This is a genomic window from Rhizobium sp. CSW-27 (assembly GCF_018760785.1).
GTDB lineage: Bacteria > Pseudomonadota > Alphaproteobacteria > Rhizobiales > Rhizobiaceae > Neorhizobium.
The window spans coordinates 42,524-62,071 of sequence record NZ_JAHHZO010000020.1; the positions used below are offsets into that span (position 1 = coordinate 42,524).

23 protein-coding genes are annotated in these 19,548 nt (G+C 57.2%); 15 read left to right on the top strand and 8 right to left on the bottom strand.

Annotation, left to right across the window (positions count from 1 at the left end; translation table 11 throughout):
- The first annotated feature begins 88 nt into the window (after positions 1–88).
- Positions 89–643, top strand: coding sequence for a recombinase family protein (locus KLP42_RS24200; RefSeq protein ID WP_215570418.1), 555 nt, complete (start codon positions 89–91; stop codon positions 641–643).
- Positions 644–782: 139 nt separating this feature from the next.
- On the opposite strand, the gene KLP42_RS24205 is transcribed toward KLP42_RS24200, so the two are convergent.
- Entirely contained in the window at positions 783–2,162 is a 1,380-nt protein-coding gene (locus KLP42_RS24205; RefSeq protein ID WP_215570420.1) for a transposase, read from the bottom strand.
- A gap of 105 nt (positions 2,163–2,267) precedes the next feature.
- A complete protein-coding gene (locus KLP42_RS24210; RefSeq protein WP_215570422.1) occupies positions 2,268–3,125 on the bottom strand; it encodes a LysR family transcriptional regulator in 858 nt (285 codons plus the stop codon).
- A gap of 133 nt (positions 3,126–3,258) precedes the next feature.
- On the opposite strand from KLP42_RS24210, the gene KLP42_RS24215 reads away from it, so the two are divergent.
- The 7 genes from KLP42_RS24215 (at position 3,259) to KLP42_RS24245 (ending at position 9,969) form a co-directional block, all read left to right on the top strand.
- A complete protein-coding gene (locus KLP42_RS24215; RefSeq protein WP_215570424.1) occupies positions 3,259–4,443 on the top strand; it encodes an ABC transporter ATP-binding protein in 1,185 nt (394 codons plus the stop codon).
- Between the two features lie 4 nt (positions 4,444–4,447).
- Positions 4,448–5,386, top strand: a complete 939-nt coding sequence (locus tag KLP42_RS24220; protein WP_215570426.1) for a carbohydrate ABC transporter permease — start codon at positions 4,448–4,450, stop codon at positions 5,384–5,386.
- On the top strand, positions 5,383–6,333 hold the full coding sequence (locus KLP42_RS24225; protein ID WP_353844926.1) for a carbohydrate ABC transporter permease: 951 nt from the start codon (positions 5,383–5,385) through the stop codon (positions 6,331–6,333). Before KLP42_RS24220 ends, KLP42_RS24225 begins: the two co-directional genes overlap by 4 nt.
- Before the next feature lie 76 nt (positions 6,334–6,409).
- Positions 6,410–7,675: an ABC transporter substrate-binding protein gene (locus KLP42_RS24230; RefSeq protein WP_215570428.1), complete on the top strand. Its 1,266-nt coding sequence runs from the start codon at positions 6,410–6,412 to the stop codon at positions 7,673–7,675.
- A gap of 76 nt (positions 7,676–7,751) precedes the next feature.
- The gene (locus tag KLP42_RS24235) at positions 7,752–8,600 is read left to right on the top strand and encodes a phosphodiesterase (RefSeq protein WP_215570430.1); all 849 of its coding nucleotides are present in this window, start codon (positions 7,752–7,754) and stop codon (positions 8,598–8,600) included.
- The gene (locus KLP42_RS24240) at positions 8,597–9,331 is read left to right on the top strand and encodes an HAD-IIA family hydrolase (RefSeq protein WP_215570432.1); all 735 of its coding nucleotides are present in this window, start codon (positions 8,597–8,599) and stop codon (positions 9,329–9,331) included. Before KLP42_RS24235 ends, KLP42_RS24240 begins: the two co-directional genes overlap by 4 nt.
- Before the next feature lie 356 nt (positions 9,332–9,687).
- Positions 9,688–9,969 carry a hypothetical protein gene (locus KLP42_RS24245; protein ID WP_215570434.1) on the top strand — a complete coding sequence of 94 codons (282 nt, stop codon included), beginning with the start codon at positions 9,688–9,690 and terminating at the stop codon, positions 9,967–9,969.
- Between the two features lie 26 nt (positions 9,970–9,995).
- Here KLP42_RS24245 and KLP42_RS24250 read toward each other — a convergent pair whose 3' ends face one another.
- The 6 genes from KLP42_RS24250 to KLP42_RS24275 all read right to left on the bottom strand — a co-directional run bounded on the left by KLP42_RS24250 (position 9,996) and on the right by KLP42_RS24275 (position 13,261).
- Complete coding sequence (locus KLP42_RS24250) at positions 9,996–10,418, bottom strand: hypothetical protein (protein ID WP_215570436.1); 423 nt, start codon at positions 10,416–10,418, stop codon at positions 9,996–9,998.
- Between the two features lie 9 nt (positions 10,419–10,427).
- On the bottom strand, positions 10,428–11,015 hold the full coding sequence (locus KLP42_RS24255) for a hypothetical protein (RefSeq protein WP_215570438.1): 588 nt from the start codon (positions 11,013–11,015) through the stop codon (positions 10,428–10,430).
- Between the two features lies 1 nt (position 11,016).
- Positions 11,017–11,292, bottom strand: coding sequence for a hypothetical protein (locus tag KLP42_RS24260; protein WP_252193242.1), 276 nt, complete (start codon positions 11,290–11,292; stop codon positions 11,017–11,019).
- Positions 11,293–11,418: 126 nt separating this feature from the next.
- Positions 11,419–12,123 carry a thermonuclease family protein gene (locus KLP42_RS24265; RefSeq protein ID WP_215570440.1) on the bottom strand — a complete coding sequence of 235 codons (705 nt, stop codon included), beginning with the start codon at positions 12,121–12,123 and terminating at the stop codon, positions 11,419–11,421.
- A complete protein-coding gene (locus KLP42_RS24270) occupies positions 12,120–12,656 on the bottom strand; it encodes a thermonuclease family protein (protein WP_215570442.1) in 537 nt (178 codons plus the stop codon). Before KLP42_RS24270 ends, KLP42_RS24265 begins: the two co-directional genes overlap by 4 nt.
- Positions 12,653–13,261, bottom strand: coding sequence for a hypothetical protein (locus KLP42_RS24275; protein ID WP_107341978.1), 609 nt, complete (start codon positions 13,259–13,261; stop codon positions 12,653–12,655). The genes KLP42_RS24270 and KLP42_RS24275 overlap by 4 nt, the downstream gene beginning before the upstream one ends.
- Before the next feature lie 159 nt (positions 13,262–13,420).
- On the opposite strand from KLP42_RS24275, the gene KLP42_RS24280 reads away from it, so the two are divergent.
- The 7 genes from KLP42_RS24280 to KLP42_RS27010 are packed head-to-tail and all read left to right on the top strand — an operon-like array spanning position 13,421 to position 19,545.
- Entirely contained in the window at positions 13,421–14,395 is a 975-nt protein-coding gene (locus KLP42_RS24280; protein ID WP_215570444.1) for a lytic transglycosylase domain-containing protein, read from the top strand.
- Positions 14,396–14,405: 10 nt separating this feature from the next.
- Positions 14,406–14,753 carry a TrbC/VirB2 family type IV secretion system protein gene (locus KLP42_RS24285; RefSeq protein ID WP_037093745.1) on the top strand — a complete coding sequence of 116 codons (348 nt, stop codon included), beginning with the start codon at positions 14,406–14,408 and terminating at the stop codon, positions 14,751–14,753.
- Complete coding sequence (locus KLP42_RS24290; RefSeq protein WP_081950740.1) at positions 14,753–15,052, top strand: VirB3 family type IV secretion system protein; 300 nt, start codon at positions 14,753–14,755, stop codon at positions 15,050–15,052. The genes KLP42_RS24285 and KLP42_RS24290 overlap by 1 nt, the downstream gene beginning before the upstream one ends.
- A gap of 3 nt (positions 15,053–15,055) precedes the next feature.
- Positions 15,056–17,515, top strand: a complete 2,460-nt coding sequence (locus KLP42_RS24295) for a VirB4 family type IV secretion/conjugal transfer ATPase (RefSeq protein ID WP_215570446.1) — start codon at positions 15,056–15,058, stop codon at positions 17,513–17,515.
- On the top strand, positions 17,512–18,603 hold the full coding sequence (locus tag KLP42_RS24300) for a lytic transglycosylase domain-containing protein (protein WP_215570448.1): 1,092 nt from the start codon (positions 17,512–17,514) through the stop codon (positions 18,601–18,603). Before KLP42_RS24295 ends, KLP42_RS24300 begins: the two co-directional genes overlap by 4 nt.
- A gap of 14 nt (positions 18,604–18,617) precedes the next feature.
- A complete protein-coding gene (locus tag KLP42_RS24305) occupies positions 18,618–19,316 on the top strand; it encodes a type IV secretion system protein (RefSeq protein ID WP_215570450.1) in 699 nt (232 codons plus the stop codon).
- Positions 19,309–19,545: a hypothetical protein gene (locus KLP42_RS27010; protein ID WP_353844927.1), complete on the top strand. Its 237-nt coding sequence runs from the start codon at positions 19,309–19,311 to the stop codon at positions 19,543–19,545. The genes KLP42_RS24305 and KLP42_RS27010 overlap by 8 nt, the downstream gene beginning before the upstream one ends.
- Positions 19,546–19,548 lie beyond the last annotated feature (3 nt).

Below are 19,548 nucleotides of genomic sequence, written 5' to 3' on the forward strand. Positions count from 1 at the left end.
GTGAGACACAAATCAGTGTATCATTTGGGTTGATTTTGCAGTTATGAGACGGTAACCATTGAAGGTCTAGAACCTAATGAGACGTTTCATGGCGATTTACGGGTATGCGCGGGTCAGCACCATCGATCAGGATCTGGCGATTCAAGAGGCGGCTCTGAAGGCGGCTGGGTGCACGGTCATCCGGGCGGAAAAGAAATCCGGATCGACCAAGCAGGATCGGAAGGAGCTTAACACGCTTCTAGAATTCATGCGCGACGGCGACAGCCTGATCGTGACGCGGGTCGATCGGCTGGCGCGGTCAGTTGGCGATCTGCAGGACATCGTACGGCTGCTCAAGCAGAAAGGGGTGACGCTGAAGGCGACGGAACAGCCGATCGACACGAGCTCGGCGGCCGGCAAAGCTTTCCTCGATATGCTCGGCGTATTCGCTGAGTTCGAGACGAACCTTCGTAGAGAAAGACAGATGGAAGGCATCGCCGCTGCAAAAAGCAGAGGGGTCTACAAAGGCAGGAAGCCTCATGTTGATGTTGCTGAGATCCGCCGACTGAAATCCGACGGGATGGGACCAACAGAAATTGCCAAGACGCTGAACATAGGTCGGGCAAGCGTGTATCGCGCCCTTAGAGAAGCCGCATCATCGTAGGGCAAGAAGGCGGCTTCGCGCCGATATCGTTGAAAAACTCGACTGATTTGCCGCTCGTCCTGCCGCTTTTGCCTTTTGGACGGCGGGCTATGCGTTTTTGATCCCCGTGCCTCGGCGCAGGGTTTCCTTTCCGCCGCCGTCAGGCGGCGATAGCGCCTTGCGGCGTTCGCAGTGGCCTCAGCTTGGCAAGCCTCCTGAGGTTTTGGGCGGTCGCTGCAAGCAGGAATTCATCGCGGGCACCGCATGGACCTCGCAGTCTCAGGCGCGCCATCCGGAGAATGCGCTTGAGGTGTGCAAAGAGCATCTCGACCTTCTTACGGCGATGCCGTGACTGCACGTATTCTGGTGTTGCGGCTATTGCTCGGGCAACATCACGGGCATCTTCATTGAGATCGCGCGGCACTTTGCGCATCGGCATGTTCGGGCAGCAGCAAGGCTTCAGGTCGCAGCGATCACAGTCCCTCTTGCTGGCACGGTAAAGCCGCGTTCCTTCGGCAGTGATCCCTGATCTGGGTGTCGCATAAGTGCGATGGAACTGCTTCAGCTCCTTACCCGCTGGGCAGATGTAGCGGTCATTCTCGGCCTCCCATGAGAAGTCTGAGCGGGAGAAGGTGCCGTCCGTCCTCTTCGACTTATCGAAGACCGGAATGTGCGGCGCGATCTTCTTCTCCTTGACCAGCCACGCGAGATTGTCTGCGGAACCGTAGGCACTGTCGGCCGCCAGATAACCAGGTCGCAAGCCGAAGCGGCTCTCCGTTCGTTCGAGCATCATGCGGGATGCTCCGACCTCCGCCTGGCGGATTGCTCGTGTCGCCTCGACGTCGAGGATAACGCCGTGGTCTGTGTCGATCAGGTAGTTGGTAGCATAGGCGAAGAAGGCATGGCCTTTGTGGGCACCTGTCCACTGAGCGGCCGGATCGGACGGCGAGATGAACTTCGGCGTCACTGGCGAGGCAGCCCCGAAAGCCGCATCATCGAGAACAGCCAGATATTCCTGCACTGAACGACCAGCGTCTTCTTTGGCCTCCCACTCCGCGCCCGGTACTGAGCGCTGCTTATTGGCATCCGCTGCGATCAGGCTGGCATCGACAGCAAATCCTTCCGCACCGACCAGCCCTTGCGCAAGGCAGCGCTCCACCACTGTCTCAAACATATGCCGCAGGATATCGCTCTGCCGGAACCGGCCATGGCGGTTCTTCGAGAAGCTGGAGTGATCAGGCACCTTGCCGTCCAACCCAAGGCGGCAGAACCAGCGATAGGCGAGATTGAGGTGGACCTCTTCACAGAGCCGCCGCTCCGAGCGGATACCCATGGAATAGCCGATGATCAGCATCCGCATCATCAGCTCTGGATCAACCGAGGGGCGACCGGTGGTGCTGTAGAAAGGCTTCAACTGCGCTCGAACGCTTTCCAGTTCGAGATGGCGGTCAATCCCGCGCAGCAGGTGATCTGCAGGAACGTGATCATCAAGGCAGAAGTCGTAGAAGAGCTGCGCCGGAGCTGCCTGGCATCCCATCATCGCTCAATCCTCCGCAAATCAATGCGGCGATTGAATCACGACAACCAAGCACCGACAACGACGAGTTTTTCAACGGTATCCGCCAAAAGCGGACATCAATATTGCTCAAAGCTGGATCGCTTCGAATGCAGTGATCAGCGGGCTTGTCCGGCCGGAAAGATGGAACACGTGTTCGGGGTGCCCCTGTTCGAACTCAATTACCCTGATCTTTCGTATCTTATCTTCTCGGCTCGATCCGAACTCCCACATAAAGCCAACGCCCAATCCGTTGGCCGCCGCCTCGTAGACACCGTCGCGTGTATCCAACACCATCATTGGGACGGGCGTCAGCTTGGCACTTCGAAAGCCTTGGTCGACCACCTTTTGAGTAGATGAAGATTGAGTGCGGAAAATAAGCGGGTATCGCAAGAGTTCGGTGCAGCTAGTTTGGGTGGACCGAGCGAGAGGAGACTCCTCCGAAACGATCGCCACGACGTCCTGCTTCAGGCAAACCTTGCGCTCGAAGCGCCCGTCATTTGGCACGTTGGGCAGCACACCGACATCTACGCGCTGTTCGACCACTGCCTTGAGAATGGTCGCCCAAGAACCCAACTCTACTTGGACCTGGACGCCGGGTAGCCGACGTCGGAACTCTCGAATGAGTGCCATGCCCGGCATTGAATTGCCGATACCGATGCGGAATTTCCCCGTTTCCAAGTTGGCGTGCTGCTCCAACACCCTGAGCGCCTCGCCAGCAAGACGCTCGGCTTCTGCTGTAAACCGATAGAGTTCCGCGCAGAGCGCAGTTTGAGCAAGGCTGCGACCTTGGCGTTGGAAGAGAGTGACTTTGGCTGCCTGTTCGATCTCTCGTACGGCTTGGGTTATGGCGGGTTGAGATAAGCCAAGCTTAGTTGCCGCAGCAGAGAAGCTTCCTGTCTCCATGACTGCGTTGAACGCCCGAATTCTAGGGCTTGTGAGATACATGCGCGGCACCCGAAACTCGATAATCGGCGTAGTAGGGATGAGACAATCTAAAAGCTAAGCTTATAGATGTCACGTTTCTGTTGTTGTGCCTACCTAAAAGCGCCCTGAAGACAACGCATGAACAGGGGCCTGCATGGCGACGATCGAACTCCGCGAAATAAGGAAGGCCTTTCCGAAGGCCGACGTCCTCAAGGGAGTTAACCTTCGCATCGGCGATGGCGAGTTTGTTTCGCTGGTCGGCCCCTCGGGATGCGGGAAATCAACCTTGCTGCGAATTATTGCCGGTCTGGAAGACCAGACCTCGGGAGACGTCCTTATCGGAGGTCGGAATGTCGGTGGCATTAGACCGAGCGCACGGGACCTGGCCATGGTTTTCCAGTCCTACGCCCTCTATCCACATTTGACTGTCGAAGAAAACATCAGGACGCCGCTTCGTCTTCGTGATCTTACGACCACCGAACGGCTCCCCTTCGTAGGGCCACTGCTGCCGAGCCATCGAAGCAAGATGCGAGCGATCGATGCAGCAGTCGCCGAGACGGCGAACACTCTCAAAATTACACAACTACTCAATCGTCGGCCGGGCCACCTGTCGGGTGGCCAACGTCAACGCGTCGCACTGGGACGGGCCATGGTTCGTAAACCGGTCGCCTTTTTGATGGACGAACCGCTTTCGAACCTGGATGCAGCCCTACGGGTTCACATGCGGTCGGAACTTTCCGAACTTCACCGTGCGCTCGGCTCAACGTTTATCTATGTGACACACGACCAGGCCGAAGCCCTGACGATGTCGGATCGTATTGCCGTCATGATGGGCGGCGAAATTCTCCAGGTCGCGACTCCAGATCAGGTCTACGATGACCCTCAGGACCTCCGGGTTGCTGAGTTCATAGGCAGCCCAAAGATCAACACCCTTCCCGCAACCGTTGATTCCGAGGGACGGATAACAGCGCCCGGCCTTTCAGTGCGGCAGCGGCTGCATGCGACATCGCAAGACATCACGATCGCCGTCCGTTCGGAGCACCTGAGATTTTGCAAGGCAGAAGAAGGCGGTCTCTCAGCCAAGGTCGTCCATAAGGAAAACCTTGGATCGGATGTTTTCGTTCACGCGCGAGTTTCCGATATGGGTCCCGCAGGTGGAAACAGGGTCGTGGTACGTGTCACTCCAGAGACTGCACACATGCTGCATGTCGGGTCCCCGGTGAACATAGACTTGACCACCAAGGGGGTAATGGCATTCGCGACTGACAACTCCCGTCTTGCCAATCGCCTCGACAGTACGCCACGACCTGCTGAAGCGGCCGTTGCAGTTGGAGCTTGAAGGAATGACCACTGCAAGCGTCTCTTCCGCGCGAGCGGGCCTCTTATTCGTAGCGCCCGCAGTCATCCTGATGGCTGGCGTCCTGCTACTGCCTATCATTGCGGTCGCCGTACTTTCGCTGACCGACTACAGCCTTGGCAGTCCAGAATTCAACTGGGTAGGCTTCGAGAATTACGGCAAGATTTTCAGCCAGTCACGCTATCAGGGCATGATCCAAGCCACTCTGACTTACGTGCTGGTGGTAACACCGCTGTCAATAGGCCTTGGTCTCGGCGCGGCCCTCCTCATTAACTCGCTCCGATGGGGCGGAGCGTTCTACAAGACCGTGTACTTCCTTCCGGTCATGGCCACACTCATGGCGATGTCGATAGTGTGGAGCTTCACGCTGCACCCGACGCTCGGCATCGTCAACCAGTCGCTTGCCTCGCTCTGTAACGTAGAGGCAATGCAATACTGGGGGTGGTTTCACCGATCCTGCGAACAAGGATTCCCACTCTGGCTGGGTGACCGAAACTACGCGATCTGGACCGTCTGCTTCGTCGGGATATGGCAGGGGTTCGGATTTAACATGGTCCTCTATCTCGCCGGACTAACGTCCGTCCCGTCAGAATTATACCAAGCCGCGGAGATCGATGGCGCAAGCAGCCCATGGGAGCGCTTTCGTCTCGTCACCTGGCCAACGCTTTGGCCCACGACCGTGTTTGTCGTGACGATCACAGCGATCCGCTCGTTTCAAGTCTTCGACGTCGTGCACGGCTTTTATGACCAAGGGGCCGGTCCATCGCGGAGTGCCTACGTCATTCTGGTCGCGATGTACGAGAAGGGCGTGAAGGAGAACCTAATCGGCATCGGTGCGGCGATCGCAGTCCTCTATCTGACCTTCGTTCTCATTCTGGCCTTCGTCCAGAAGTCGGTTGCCGCCAAGAGGGAGCAAGTCGCGTGACAGCTCATCGGTTCACCATCACGGAAACCTTGAAACACCTCGTCCTGATCCTCGGTGCGATCGTTGTCGCTCTTCCGTTCTACGTGATGCTTTCGTCATCGCTGAAGTCGCCTGGCGAGATTGAACGTAACGAGGGCGGCTTCTTCGGCTCGCAAGCGCTTATGGTCGACGAGTACTGCATGAAGAGAGGCGAGCCCGAAGGCTTCGCAAACGGGAACGTCTCTTCCGAGACCGCGCTCGCCAACTTGCGCGAGAGCTGCTCGAAGCGTCCGGCACTCTTCAACTACGCCACGGCGTTTTCAGAAGCGCCACTCCTCCGCTATCTGCTCAACGGCGTCATCGTTACCGCGTCAATCTTCCTTCTTCAGGTTCTGGTCGCCGTTCCCGCAGCCTACGCCTTGTCGAAGCTGAGGTTCTGGGGTCGTGATATGGTCTTCAGCCTGGTCCTGATCTGCCTGCTGTTGCCTGTACACGCAGTAGCGCTGCCTCTGTACATCGTGCTCGCAAAGCTTGGACTGACGAACAGCTATGCCGCTCTCGTGATTCCCTGGACGATCTCGGTCTTCGGCATCTTCCTTATGCGTCAGTTCTTCTCCACGGTTCCGGACGACCTAGTCGATGCTGCCCGTATGGACGGAATGACCGAGTGGTCGATCGTCTGGAAGGTAATGCTACCGACCGCCGTTCCTGCTCTGCTGGCCTTCGCCATCTTCTCCGTCGTCGCACATTGGAACGATTACTTCTGGCCTCGGATGGTTTTGACCGGTGATCGGAGCCTTTTCACCCCCCCGCTCGGATTAGACGAGTTTCGTGGCGGCGGCGGCGATGGCAGCCTCTACGGGCCGATGATGGCGACGGCAACCGTCATCGTGGCTCCGCTGATCGTCGCATTCCTCCTTGCCCAGCGTCGCTTCGTTGAAGGGATCACCCTATCGGGCATGAAGTAGTGCTCTAAGATTCCGCGCATGCGGATGCCTACCGTAGATACTGATTAACCCAACCACCCATTTGAGGATTACAACTATGCGTCGCCTCCTTGCCTCCGCCGTGGCCATCACGGCCGGAATGACCGCCTTCGCCCACGCGCAAGAAAAAACCGTAGTCGAGTTCGGTTACACCTATTCCTACCTTTTCGACGTCACCTTCCAGAAAATCCTCCCCAAGTTCCAGGCGGAGAATCCCGACATCGAAATTAGGGTCCGCTCAGCTTATAAGGACTACGAGGACGGGACGAATACGATCCTGCGCGAAGCCGTCTCCGGCAACCTTCCAGACGTTTCCGTCCAGGGCCTGAACCGTCAGGCCCTGCTGGTCGAAAAAGGAATCGCCAAATCGCTTGAACCGTTCATCTCCAAGGAAGCTGACTTCGCCAAGGACGGCTACCATAAGGCTATGCTCGACCTCGGCACGTCGAACGGCAGCGTGTATGGCCTGCCTTTCGCGGTGTCGCTCCCTGTCGGCTACTACAATATGGATTTGATGGCCAAGGCTGGCGTGACGAACCCCGCGGAGCTTCCCAAGACTTGGGACGAGGTCGTCGATCTCTGCGCGAAGATGCAAGACGCTGGCATAAAGACACCGATGTTCTGGACGTGGAACATCACTGGCAATTGGTTCCTCCAGTCCTTGATGTGGACCCAGAACGAACCGCTTCTGAAGGCCGACAAGATCAATCTGGACAGTGCAGCCGGTCTGAAGTCCCTCGAGACCATGAACAAGCTTTTCCGCGGCTGCGCAATGCCGAACTACTCGTTCAGTGATGCGCAGAAAGCGTTCGCAGCAGGACAGATCGCGATGTACTACACATCGACCTCGGAATTGGGAGCTGTCGAGCGATCCAAGGGTGACTGGAAGCTTGTGACCCACGAGTTCCCCGGCCTAGAGGCTTCGGGGCCAGTCGGACTGCCAGCGGGCGGCAATGCTGCGATGCTAGTTTCCGCTTCCAAAGACCCCAAAAAGCTCGAAGCAGCCTGGAAGTGGCTCAAGTTCATTACCTCGGGCGAAGGTGCGGCAGACGTGGCCCGTACCACGGGATACATGCCACCGAACAAGGCGGCAAACGAGATCATCCTCGCCGACTTCTACAAGCAGAACCCCAACAAGGAAACCGCAGTTCGCGAGCTTCCGCTGCTCCGCGAATGGCAGCCCTATCCAGGTGCGAATGGCCTCGCGATCACCCAGGTCCTCTATGATGGCATCGAATCGATCGTATCCGGTGAAGCAACCGACATGCCGACTCTCCAGCAGGACCTTCAGGACGAGGTCAACGACCTGATGCCCAAGAAGTAGTGTGAAGGCGGGCGGCCCTGTTCCGGCCGCCCGCCTTTGAACTGATGTCTGAATCCACATACCGGAGGCGCTGGCCATGGACGGCAAAGCACTTGAATTCATCATTCTCACCGACACTCATTTCCTCCCTCGTGGGGAGACGATGTATGGTCTCGACCCTCGCGCAAGTCTTGATGCCGCGATCAGTGTTATCAATCGCGATCACCCCGGCGTGGATTTTGTCGTGATTCTCGGAGACCTCACCGACGCTGGCGAGAGAGCGGCCTACGAGAACTTGGCGGAGTCGGTAAGCGCATTGAACGTGCCTTCGGTGCTCATGATGGGTAATCATGACAAGCGTGCTGCGTTTCGTGAATTCTTCCCCTACGCCGACGATGATGGCTCGGGGTTCGTTCAGGCACTACGCGTTTTGCCCCAGGCGAGCGTACTGACGCTCGACACGCTCGATGAAGCCGATACGCATATCGGCGATGGCGTTCTGTGCCCGAGACGGCTTGCATTCCTTGAAACATCCCTTCGCAACGCGCCCAAAGATCGTCCTCTTCTACTTCTCCAGCATCACCACTCCGGCAAGGTCGGATTGCGTTCGATGGATCGGTACAACGTCCGCAATGCCGAGGAGCAGTTGGCGGTCTTCGAGAGTGCTCGGCGTCAGCCCGACTACATGTTCCACGGTCACATTCATCGGCCAATCTTCGGGCTTTGGCACGGCATTCCCTACCACATCCAGCGTGGCATCAATCACCAGGTCGGTTTCGACCTTGACACGGAAGACAAGATACCCGGCTCACTCGAAGCCCCGGATTTCGCGCTCGTGCGTGTAAACTCGGAAGGAGTAGCGATCCATCATCGCCAATTCCTCTATGCTGGTCCGTCCTACTGGCTTCACGACAAGGATGCGGTATCAGGGCGATTTGACGGATGAATATTTACCTCGATCGCTACAAGGCTGTCCTATGCGACCTCGATGGTTGCCTGATTTCAGGTAACATGGTGCTACCCGGCGCTAGGGAACTTGTCGCGAGGTTCGGCGACCGCTTGATCGCCGTTTCAAACAACTCCACCGACACACCGATAACGCTGTCTCATCGCCTTGCCGAGCTCGGCCTGTCAATATCGGCGGGTCGCATCGTACTCGCTGGTTCGACCGCTATTGATATCTTGGCGCGAGAGTTTTCAGGTGCTCGCGTGGCAATCTTCGGGTCACCCGCAATCCGGTCGTATGCGGAAGCTTCAGGGCTTGTGCTCGCCGATATGGATGCCGAGCTCGTACTGCTCACTCGGGACGTAGGTTTTTCCTACGAAGGGCTCACCCAAATCTCGAACATGGTTCGATCCGGAGCCAGCTTGTTTGTTGCCAATCTTGACGGAACGCATCCCGCTCAGGATGGAGGAGTTGTGCCTGAGACAGGTGCGTTGTTGGCTGCGGTAGCTACATGCCTACCGAATCTACGGTATCGATCGATCGGAAAGCCCGACGAGGTTATGTTCAAGTTAGCCTTAGAATTGTCAGGTGCGACTGCTCAAGAGGCCGTCTTCATCGGTGACAATCCCGACACAGACGGCGAAGGCGCACGTCGGATGAACATTGCTTTCGCGCACATCGGCGGCAGTTTGTTCACCACTGTCCAAGACTTGGTGATGACGTCGGACTGAACGGCGACATTGAACGGTTCCTCATCCTAACAGGATCGCGTCTTTGCAAGTTTGGCTGCTTTGGGCCGAAAGGCGACTTTATTCGACCCACTGAGAGGGGAGAAAGGCGCTCTGCCCTCTCTCCCCCACAAGCACTAAACCGGTCTCCCCATGCTTCGGCCTGCGGCCTGCAGCACCGGCCGCATTTCCATGAAATCCGTCTCGGCCCTTCGGGTGGGTGATCCCCCTCCGGTTTAGCGCTTGTCCCCCTCTCTCCAGCTGTTCCGCACGAGCTCGGGAGCGGGAGCGGGGCTCCTGCCCTCCCTTCGATTTCGGGAGGTCAAGGAGTGATCGCTTGCGCTTGTGGAGAGGGAAAGATGACAGAAAAGCTTGAGCCGCAACCCAGCGAGCCATTGTCCGTGAAGGTCGAACGTCACCGAGCCGTCTACCTGGCAGCCGTCAACGGCGAGGGCGGCGCTGACATGGATCAAGAAGCGAATGCACGTATGGAAATCATCAGGCACGCGCCGTCAGATCAGGATGAGAGAGATCAGAAGCTACTTTACGTAGCGGGGTACCTAATTGCCTCCAAGGGGAGCCTAAACCCTGAGGAAATGGAGCTTCTTCTTTCAGGCTCCATCTCACTATCGGGGCATTGATGATCAACAGGCATCTGGCCCTGAAATCAGTAGTTGGTGGCAACCCATTCGCCGGATGCAGACTTGGCAAATCCAATGACGCGATCGAGAGGAGCTGCGTTCGGATTCCTCTTGATGGCCGCAACGCATGATACGCCTGGACCGCTGGCGTTCTCGTCACACTCTCCCAAAGCAAGGGTTACATCGGCTTCACCGCGGCCGGTCCTTAGAGGATTGCGGGCATAAGCCTTGCGGTATGCGGCTAGAGCTTCCTCTTCTGTCGGTATTTCAAGCACAGGGGCCGGAGGTTCGGGAATTAGGGAGGGATTGGCTGCGATAAGGGCCGCGATCTCCGCATCAGTAGGGGCCCGAACAACCGGCTCTGGCTCCGGCATGATGAGATAAGTACCTCCAGCACCGGTGAGAATGCCGATACCTGCGGCTGCTACGATGAGAATGTTGCTGTTCATGTCATCCACTCAGTCATTCAGGTTGAACCAAGCGCGCTGCTTGACGCCCTTATCGTTCAGTATGTCGAAATAATAAGGATCCGCGCGGCGAGGGCGGGGCTGAGTGATCTGCACCATGCAGCCATTGTCTCGGTTGAAAACATCATTGTCGTTGTTCTGGTTGATCTGCCGGATCGTGACACCCTTGCGCTCGTTTTCTTGGCTGTCACCAAATTGGGTACGGAAGGCGGCACGGTTGCTGCACTGGTTGACGGTCTTCGTGCACTGATCCTTGTCGTCTCGGCCCAAGAACGGCCGATCCCCATCGGTGCGGGAGGAAACGGCGGTCATGCCGGCAGGGCATTCCTCGTAAGGTTCATAGCCCGGTTTTCCGGCTTTTGCTTCATGGCAGATCGGCCAGGAGAAGCCGGGCTTCGCCATAGCTGATATAAGCCTTTTCATCGGGGGAACGCAGTAGGGGACGCCATGCCAGGAGGGGCTTTGTGAGGCTGCGCACAAGAGAATCTGGCAACCCCAGGAGGCATCCTCGGCCTTGGCAGATGCTGGAGAGATGGCAAGAGCCGCGAGACCGGCTACGGCAAAAAACACTGGTTTCATATCAGGTGTCCCTCTTGATCAATGCTGCTGAAATTGCCGGCTCGGAAAATGGTCCTTCGAGCGGAGTGCTGTGCTGGATGCGTTCGCCCGCCGCGTAGATGACGGCCGAAATCAGGGCGAAGGACGCAAACCAGGAAATGCCGATGCGATAGAGCAGTGGCTGGTTGGGGATATCCCGAGAAACGGCGGCGAAGGCGAAGAGCCCGACCAGGTAGCTGTCGAACGACAAATGGCGCTTGTCGTGAAAGGCCAGCGACAGAATGAGAAGGAATCGCAAGCGGCGCGTGGATCCACCAGAGTTTTTGCGCCGGGATGATCACGGCGATCGAAAGGGGGATGGCAAGCAGCAAGCCAGCCAAGGATCCGTTGCGAGAGAGGTCGCAATATGTGCGAGGTCTGGCAACTATCGGTCCGTCCTCTTCGGCTTGTTTCGCGCATCAGCAAAAGGAGGAGAGATCTCGCTTTTCCGCTCGGCCAATAGATTGAAGTCGGCGATCGGATGCCGATCTAGCGTCTTGTCGACGGCTTTCCGGCGCCATTCGTTCATGTCCAACACGTAGGTTCCCCACATCCCATACCGGGCGGCCATCGCGTTGGTCTGATAAGCGTAATATTGGGCGTTGATGTAAGGGGAATCGAGACGAGCCCAACCGACGCGCAGCATTTCGGCGGCGAGATCCACACCGTTAGTCGTGCATTGTGCGACGGGTATCCCATCGTTCGCGTAGGCCAGACCGACGCAAGTCGTGGGTCTGTTTCCGACAGTCCTTTTCAGCCAGGCCTTGGCGAAGGGACCGCATGGAACGGGGGTAGGGGCCTGTTGCTTGTCCCGGTTGGTCCACTTTGGGTTCAAAGCCCATTGAGGAAGCTCACAGGTGTCGATGCCAGCCAACCTCACTTTATAGCCATTGCCAAGCGTGCCGAACCATAGCGTGCGGCCGTCAAGAACGGTTACCGAGCCTTTGAACGTCGGCAACCGAACAGCAGCAGCAACTGGAGGCGCAGCCTGACCGCGTAGGGCGTGCCAGTTCTGATAGATCGGATCGGCGGCAAACGCCGGCTGGGCCAAACAACTTGCGGCGATAAAATGGAAAAGGCGGCTTCTCATGGCTGGGCGCTCCTCGATCGCTGGTTCGCCTCACGACTAAGCAGGATGGAAGGATGCTGAACGTCGGAGAATTGCCAAAGGCCGGCCTTCTTTTGCTGAGCAAGCTGCTCGGCTATGGCGTAGGGGGCATGATAAGGGAGACCATCGGTCTTCAAGGCAGCGAATGCATAGCCGCTTGTCACCATGATCTGCGCGAGGTCGAGCCTTTGACTGCCAACCGTGGCGTAACAAACGACATATGAGATGCCGTTAAGCTTCGCCACAGGGGCACAAATCGGTTTGGTGTCCTTGATGTAGGCAGCCAACATCGCAAGCGATGCCTCGCCGCAATCCTTCTTGTTGCCCTGACCATCCGTGTAGGCAGTGCCGCGCAAGCAGGACTGGATGCCATAGAGACGAAACCGTTCTCCGTTCGAGATCCAGGTGTCCCCCGTTTCCAAGGTGATGCCGGGAGCAAGATCGAAGTACCCTTCAGGTGCGGCATTGGCTGTAAAGGGCAGTAGAGTCGCGATGAGTGCAGCAGCAAGCTTCATTGCGCCTTCACCCGAGGATCTGCCCACATGCCGTAGGAACCCTTCTGGCCGATTTCCTGAGCCTCCGTGAGATCAGGACGTTCGAATGAACCATCGGCTTTCTTAGTCAGGCGAACCGCTCCTAACGACAGAAGCTGCTCCTCAAGATTATCAACCGTGTCCATTGCTCCAGGATAGTTATAGTAGCCGTAGCAAGTGACATCCTGGACGGGGGCAGTCTGCTCGCTGATGAAGGCCCTGCAGAACAGAACCTTGGGGCTCTGCAGCATCGTTTGCAGCTGCTGCGTACCAAACTCCTCGCAAGTCCCGGAATAGTCCTCTGCGCGATTGACCAGATCGCCGCTGCAGGGCTGAACGCCATACAGATGCAACGTTGTCGCTTCATCGACGCGAAACTCAGTCGCCGAGATAGCCTTGAAGCCATTGGCAGTGGCGTAACCTTTGCGATCAGCGACTTTGCCGGTCCCGTCGTAATACTCGACGACAAGAACCGTCTTGCCCGGCGCCGCCAGTGACCTGATGTAGTCCTTGTTCACAGCAGGAGCGGCAAGCGCTTGTGTTGCCAATGCGCAACTTAGAAGCGCGGGAATGATGGCCTGTTTCATATTCTAGCCCTAACCATCCTGAGTCCGATTGTTGACCCTGCAAAATAGGGTTTAACACCGATCAGAAAACTTGTAAGAGTGCATCAAATCGGTATCATGTGTGCATTAACTCTAGTCGGTTTTCATGGCGATCACAACACCGTTTGACGGGCGGGTGCGATGGATAAAAACACTGTCTATGCAGGGTATCTAGGCCCGCGAACCCTGACTAGCGCAGCATTATCCGTGCTGCTCGCGGCCAATACTGCTGCGTCACAAGACTTAGCCACAACAGGGCGTATTTCCAGCGATTACAACGATTCTGTGACAATCAATGAGGAATCTCTTGTCACGAACTTCGAAGATCGCTGGAGCGGTGTCGAGACATCGGAGAAGGAATTTGTCCTTGGTGCAAACGGTGTTGTCACGAAGGGCGGAGCTGAAGTATTGGGCGCAACGGCGTCGAAAGACGCGGGCGCCAAAGGGCATCACATTGATGCGTCTGTCAGCGCATATTTTGATGTCTCGGAGCGCGCCACCGGCCGCATTGAGCCTGTCCAAACTCCCACTCTAGATACTACATCTAGTGATACCCCCGAATATCTAGGGGCAGGAACTCCCGTTGAAGAGTGCGGGCCGTCGCCCCTGTCACCTGACGAGATTAAAGCGTTAGTTGCATCCACTGCGCGCCGATACAGCGTCGATGAGGGCTTCGCGGTTGCGATTGCCTGGGCCGAAAGCCGCTTCGATGAGATCCGCAATTCACCGAAAGGCGCACGCGGACCTATGCAGCTTATCCCCGAAACGGCGGCTCGCTTCGGTGTTCAGGACATTTGCGATCCCGCTCAAAACATCGAGGGCGGGATGAAGTACCTCCGCTTCCTGCTCGATGAGTTTCAGAACCCGCTTCTGGTCGCGGCCGCTTACAACAGCGGGGAGGGGCGCATCTACGAATATGGCGGCGTTCCGCCATTCCAAGAAACCGTCGGCTATGTCGCAAAGGTCGTGAATTTCCAGCTTGGCCTACCGATGCCAACCGGCAAACGGAAGGCGAGCGGGATCGTCCGAGACATGGCGGCAAAGAACACCAGCGATGCCGGAGTCATCGCTGTGGAGAAGACCGGCAAGTTCGTCGGCGGCGTGATGCATTTTTAAGGAGAGAACTATGAAGAACGTCGTTTCCCGGCATTCCGGGGCATTGAAGGCAGTAGCCGTCATTGGCTTGGTGGCAGCCCTGCAGGTTGCAGGCGCTGATCAAGCGCTTGCACAGGCTGGCGGTGGCGGCGGCGGTGCATTCGCCCCCCTTCAGACAGCCGTACAGATGATCGTTGACTTCATCACCGGCCCCTTCGGACGTCTGATGGCAATCATCGCCGTGATTGGCCTCGGCTTCCTTGCCTTTGCCGGCAGGCTTTCGTGGTTCACGGCCGGAGCCGTCGTCATTGGCATCGGTCTCGTGTTCGGCGCCCCTGCCATCGTTGACCAGATGATTTCGTCGGTAGGCGGCGGCTGATGAGCGATTTTCAGGACGAGAAGCCAGCTTTGACGCCGTTGGTGATCGGCTTGACCCGTTCTCCGACGCTATGGGGCGTGCCCTACATGGCGGTCGTCCTGATCATCGGCGTGACAATCATTGGGTGGCTGGTGACGAACCATCTGGCGGCACTGCTGATCGCGCCAGCCGCCTACCTTGTCCTTTTCTCGCTTTGTGCCTGGGACAGCAAGATTCTCGACGTCCTGCAGGTCACGTCCCGCAAGACGCCAAGGACCCCCAACAAGCGCTTTTGGGGCACCAACTCATACGGACCATAGTAGATGCTGAAAGTCGTCAAGGAAGAGCTTGGGTTTGGGAAGGTCGCCGGCAACGAGCGGCCTATGTCCGTTCACATCCCCTATATGCGGCATGTGTCTGACACGGTCATCGGGCTCGAGAATGGAACCCTGATCAGCGTCATCAAGCTTGATGGACTGTTCTTCCAGACGGAGGACCAGGCCGAATTGAACATGCGTTCTGTTGTGCAGAACACCATGATCCGAGCACTAGGTTCGAGCCGCTATTCTCTTTGGTCGACTGTAATCCGTCGTGAGGTCGAGACCGAAATCGGCGGTTCGTTCGATTCCTCCTTCTGCGAGATCCTGAACGATCGCTATATGGACCAACTTCGCAAGAAGCGGATGTTCACGAACGAAATCTACCTGACGATCGTGCGTTCGGGCATGAAAGGGGCGCTTGGCCTCGGCGACTCGCTGAAGCGGATCTTTGAACGCTCGAACAAGGAGGCCAGGGCCCAAGCGACCCGTGAAGACGTGACCGACCTCGAAGAGCTGGTTGGGAACATCGTGAAAGAGTTGCACAAGTACGGCGCGAAGCCGCTTGGCATCACGTATCGCAAGAAATCAGACGATACCGCGAAAAAGGACATCGATGGAGAAGACGCTAAGGGCGATCCGTATTCGGAACCCTGCGAGTTCTTCAACACGATCCTGACCTGCGGTGTGCCGCGAAAGATGCGGCTTCCGCGCATGGGAATTCGCAACTACGTCGGCACTTCACGGCTTCACTTTTCAAAGCGGACGATGCAAGCACAAGCGGCGGTGGAAGAAGATAGCCGCTATGCCGCTCTACTCTCAATCAAAGAATATCCTCCATTCACTGGTCCCGGCATGTTGGATGGGTTGCTGCAGGTGAACCACGAGTTCATCCTGACGCAGTCCTTCACCCTTGCAGACAAACCGATCGCACAAGAGCGGATCAGCCGCCTTCAACGCCAAATTAAGGCCTCCGACGAAGCGGGTAGTTCGGTCGAATCCGACATCGACTATGCTTTGAACAGCCTTCTCAATCAGGAGGCTGTATTCGGCTTCCATCATTTTTCGCTTCTGTGCATTTCAAGGGATCTCGAAAGCCTGAGCCGCTGCGTCTCTGAACTTGGCGCGTGCCTCACCGATATGAATATCAACTGGCTCCGGGAAGATTTGAATCTGGAAGCCGCGTTCTGGGGGCAGTTGCCGGGCAACCGCTCTTACATATCCCGCATCGCCATGCTGTCGAGCGCCAATTTTTCGGGCCTCTCCTCGATGCATAATTTCGCGACTGGACAAGCGGATCGCACCCATTGGGGCCTGCCGATCACCATTCTGGAAACGACCTCACAAACCCCCTACTGGTTCAACTTCCACCGTCGAGATATCGGGCACTTCACGGTGACTGGTCCTACAGGATCCGGCAAGACCGTGGGTTTGACCTTCCTCCTGGCTCAAGCGATGCGAGTTTCACCCACGCCTCGAGCCGTGTTCTTCGATAAGGACCGGGGGGCTGAGATCTTCGTCAGGGCGATTGGCGGGGCTTACGAGGTGCTGTCTCCGGGAACGCCCACGGGCTTCAACCCGCTGCAACTGGAGAATACCGGCGAGAACCGGGAGTTTCTGGTCCGTCTGCTTAAAACCATGCTGCGCGGTGATCGTCGCACCGACTTCACGCAAGAGGACGAGGACACCTTGGAAAAGGCAATCGTCCGGATCATGCAGGAGCCGGCAGCTCAGCGAAATCTCCCCAATCTTGCCGGCCTCCTAATGGGGCGGTCTAAGGCCGACGCCAACGATCTATACTCTCGGCTTCGGCCTTGGATCGAAGGCGAAAAGGCCTGGCTGTTCAACGCGCCCCATGACGTCCTGTCCTTCTCCGGTCACAGCGTCTTTGGCTTTGATATGACCAACATCCTCGGAAACGAGGAGCTAAGAACCCCTGCGCTGATGTACCTTTACCATCGCTTGGACGAGCTGCTGGACGGCAACCCCGTCATGTTCTTCATGGATGAAGGCTGGCAGCTGCTGATGGACGACACGTTCTGCGCTTTCATCGTCGATAAGATGAAGACGATCCGCAAGCTCAACGGAATTGTGGGCTTTGGTACGCAATCGGCCGCTGACATCACCAAATCCAAAGCCTCGCATACGCTCATTGAGCAGTCGGCCACCAACATCCACTTCCCGAACCCACGGGCTGACGAAGAGAGCTACATCAAGCGCTTCGGCCTGACGGTGAAGGAATTCAAGTTCATCAAGAACACGCCTCCCGAAAAGAGAACCTTCCTGATCAAGCACGGCAATGACTCTGTCATCGCGCGCCTCGATCTGTCGACAATGCCGGATCTCGTGAAGGTGCTTTCAGGGCGCAAGGAGACGATCGAGGAGTGCGCCGCACTTCGCGAACAGTACGGAGACGAACCCGAAAACTGGTTGGCGAAATTCTGCGGATGGGAGAATGCCGAATGAGGAACAGTCCGACTCTGAGGCTGCTTATGGCGGCCTTTGCATGGGGAACAGCGCTACCCGCCTCCTCGCAGGTTCCTGTTACCGATAAGGCTCACACTGCGACCGAAGCGGAACGCAACGGCACAACTAGGCAGATCGAGGAAACAGACAAGCGCCGACATACGGTTAGCAAGAGCGTCACCTGCTCGATGTACCGGCCGGGGCGCGGAGGTGACGCCCCCTCGGCAGCACATGCAAATCCGGAGATTGTCGGGCTTGTGAAGCGCGTGGCGCGTGAGGAAGGGGTAGACGAAACCCTCTTCATGTCTCTCGTCTACCAGGAGAGCCGGTTCAATCCCTGCGCAAAGTCGCCGGTCGGCGCTATGGGCTTGTCGCAGCTGATGCCGGGCACAGCCAAGGATCTTGGCGTCAATCCTCACGATATCGAGGATAACCTTCGCGGCGGCGCGCGCTACCTGAAGCAGCAGCTCCGTACCTTCAACGGCAATACCAACCTTGCGCTCGCCGCATACAACGCGGGGCCAGGCAACGTTCGTAAGTATGGCGGCATCCCTCCGTTCAAGGAGACGCAGGGGTATGTAGCCGCGATCAAAGGGAAGTGGATGCCCCAGTTCGGAGGCTCCGATGTGTCGAACATCCCCGAAAATTTCGGAGGAGGCACGTCGGGCTTTTCAGGTGCAAGAGACGCGACCATCAACTCGATGGCGACCAGCCAGTCGATTTCCGAAAACAGCGGGAACGTCGCGTCATGGCTTCAGCAACTCGGCCAGATGGAAAGCGGCACGATCCAAGACAGCTGGGACCACAATTCCGGCGCCCGTAATGCGAACCTTGAGATGATGAACCAGGTCATCCGCCTCGGAACAACGATGGCCGAGCTTATGAATTCTCAGAATGCGCTCGATCTGGGGGGGCTCTCGGGGTCTTCGCGATCCAGCGACTACAAGCGAGATGAGAAGGAAGAGGATCGCGAGGTAGCTGACCTCTGCGACAAGGAACTGCAGCTTGAGTGGAATCCGGAGGAACAGGTCTGCGTTCGAAAACTCGAACCAGAGGCTGACATGAAGCTGATGTTGAGCGCCGAATGACAAGGAGAACGGCCATGAGAAGAGCATTTCTGACTGCGTTTTCGCTAGCGATAGCGTCTACCGCGCATGCACAAGTTCCGGTGATCGACAGCGCCAACCTGAAGATCGCGACAGAAACCTCTCAGACGACTGATCAGATCCTGGACACGAACAGGCAAGTTCTGAAGACGGTAGAAGAGACACTTAAAGCCGTCACAGGGGATCGCGGGAGCGTTTCCAATCCCATGCAAAACCTCGCCGTTGGTCAGGGGTTCAGCGTTTCTCAGATGCCGTCACTCGACAGCCTCATGCAGGGCGGAGTCCCGAACTTCGGCAGCATGGGCGGTGATATCGGCCAGATTGCCACCACCTTCATCAACGGTCTTCAGCTGGTAAAGAACTTGTCTGGCAAGGCGGACAGCACGTTCTCCGGCGACAAGTCCTACGAAGAGATGATGAAGACCGTCCTTGGAGTTGCTGCCCTAGTAAACGGCTCGCAACAGGCCGTTCAGTCGCGAACACAGGCATTCCAGCAGGCAGGTCAGCAGATCGGCCAGGCCCAAGACATCAAAGGGTCCATCGATCAGAACACGCAGCTGCAGGTTCAAACCGGCCTGACGATCAACGAAATGATTGGCGTGATGAATGGGACCGTCGGCTCCTTGCAGGCTCAAAATCAGCGCCGCCTTGTCGACATCTCCAATACCAAGAAGGCGCTGACCTACGGTGAATAAGACATTTCGAGTGAAAGGCTTTGTGCTCCTCTCCGTTCTGGTTGCTGCCGGCGTAACCGGCTGCGCCGGTGCTCCGAAGGAGAAGACTGCACCATGCAAGAGGCCGGCAAACCTCACATCCTACGCCGAGGATCCGCGACAGGAGTGTGGCCCAATGACCAGCGTGAATGGCAACCCATCAGCAGCGCTGGCGGCGATCGACGCTTTCGCTGCAAGCGGAGAGCAGTGACCC

What these genes read in the sequence shown, in the direction of transcription:
- KLP42_RS24200 (WP_215570418.1), top strand. Translation starts at nt 89, where the DNA reads ATGGCGATTTACGGGTATGCGCGGGTCAGCACCATCGATCAGGATCTG.
- KLP42_RS24205 (WP_215570420.1), bottom strand. Translation starts at nt 2,162, where the DNA reads ATGATGGGATGCCAGGCAGCTCCGGCGCAGCTCTTCTACGACTTCTGC.
- KLP42_RS24210 (WP_215570422.1), bottom strand. Translation starts at nt 3,125, where the DNA reads ATGTATCTCACAAGCCCTAGAATTCGGGCGTTCAACGCAGTCATGGAG.
- KLP42_RS24215 (WP_215570424.1), top strand. Translation starts at nt 3,259, where the DNA reads ATGGCGACGATCGAACTCCGCGAAATAAGGAAGGCCTTTCCGAAGGCC.
- KLP42_RS24220 (WP_215570426.1), top strand. Translation starts at nt 4,448, where the DNA reads ATGACCACTGCAAGCGTCTCTTCCGCGCGAGCGGGCCTCTTATTCGTA.
- KLP42_RS24230 (WP_215570428.1), top strand. Translation starts at nt 6,410, where the DNA reads ATGCGTCGCCTCCTTGCCTCCGCCGTGGCCATCACGGCCGGAATGACC.
- KLP42_RS24235 (WP_215570430.1), top strand. Translation starts at nt 7,752, where the DNA reads ATGGACGGCAAAGCACTTGAATTCATCATTCTCACCGACACTCATTTC.
- KLP42_RS24240 (WP_215570432.1), top strand. Translation starts at nt 8,597, where the DNA reads ATGAATATTTACCTCGATCGCTACAAGGCTGTCCTATGCGACCTCGAT.
- KLP42_RS24245 (WP_215570434.1), top strand. Translation starts at nt 9,688, where the DNA reads ATGACAGAAAAGCTTGAGCCGCAACCCAGCGAGCCATTGTCCGTGAAG.
- KLP42_RS24250 (WP_215570436.1), bottom strand. Translation starts at nt 10,418, where the DNA reads ATGAACAGCAACATTCTCATCGTAGCAGCCGCAGGTATCGGCATTCTC.
- KLP42_RS24255 (WP_215570438.1), bottom strand. Translation starts at nt 11,015, where the DNA reads ATGAAACCAGTGTTTTTTGCCGTAGCCGGTCTCGCGGCTCTTGCCATC.
- KLP42_RS24265 (WP_215570440.1), bottom strand. Translation starts at nt 12,123, where the DNA reads ATGAGAAGCCGCCTTTTCCATTTTATCGCCGCAAGTTGTTTGGCCCAG.
- KLP42_RS24270 (WP_215570442.1), bottom strand. Translation starts at nt 12,656, where the DNA reads ATGAAGCTTGCTGCTGCACTCATCGCGACTCTACTGCCCTTTACAGCC.
- KLP42_RS24275 (WP_107341978.1), bottom strand. Translation starts at nt 13,261, where the DNA reads ATGAAACAGGCCATCATTCCCGCGCTTCTAAGTTGCGCATTGGCAACA.
- KLP42_RS24280 (WP_215570444.1), top strand. Translation starts at nt 13,421, where the DNA reads ATGGATAAAAACACTGTCTATGCAGGGTATCTAGGCCCGCGAACCCTG.
- KLP42_RS24285 (WP_037093745.1), top strand. Translation starts at nt 14,406, where the DNA reads ATGAAGAACGTCGTTTCCCGGCATTCCGGGGCATTGAAGGCAGTAGCC.
- KLP42_RS24290 (WP_081950740.1), top strand. Translation starts at nt 14,753, where the DNA reads ATGAGCGATTTTCAGGACGAGAAGCCAGCTTTGACGCCGTTGGTGATC.
- KLP42_RS24295 (WP_215570446.1), top strand. Translation starts at nt 15,056, where the DNA reads ATGCTGAAAGTCGTCAAGGAAGAGCTTGGGTTTGGGAAGGTCGCCGGC.
- KLP42_RS24300 (WP_215570448.1), top strand. Translation starts at nt 17,512, where the DNA reads ATGAGGAACAGTCCGACTCTGAGGCTGCTTATGGCGGCCTTTGCATGG.
- KLP42_RS24305 (WP_215570450.1), top strand. Translation starts at nt 18,618, where the DNA reads ATGAGAAGAGCATTTCTGACTGCGTTTTCGCTAGCGATAGCGTCTACC.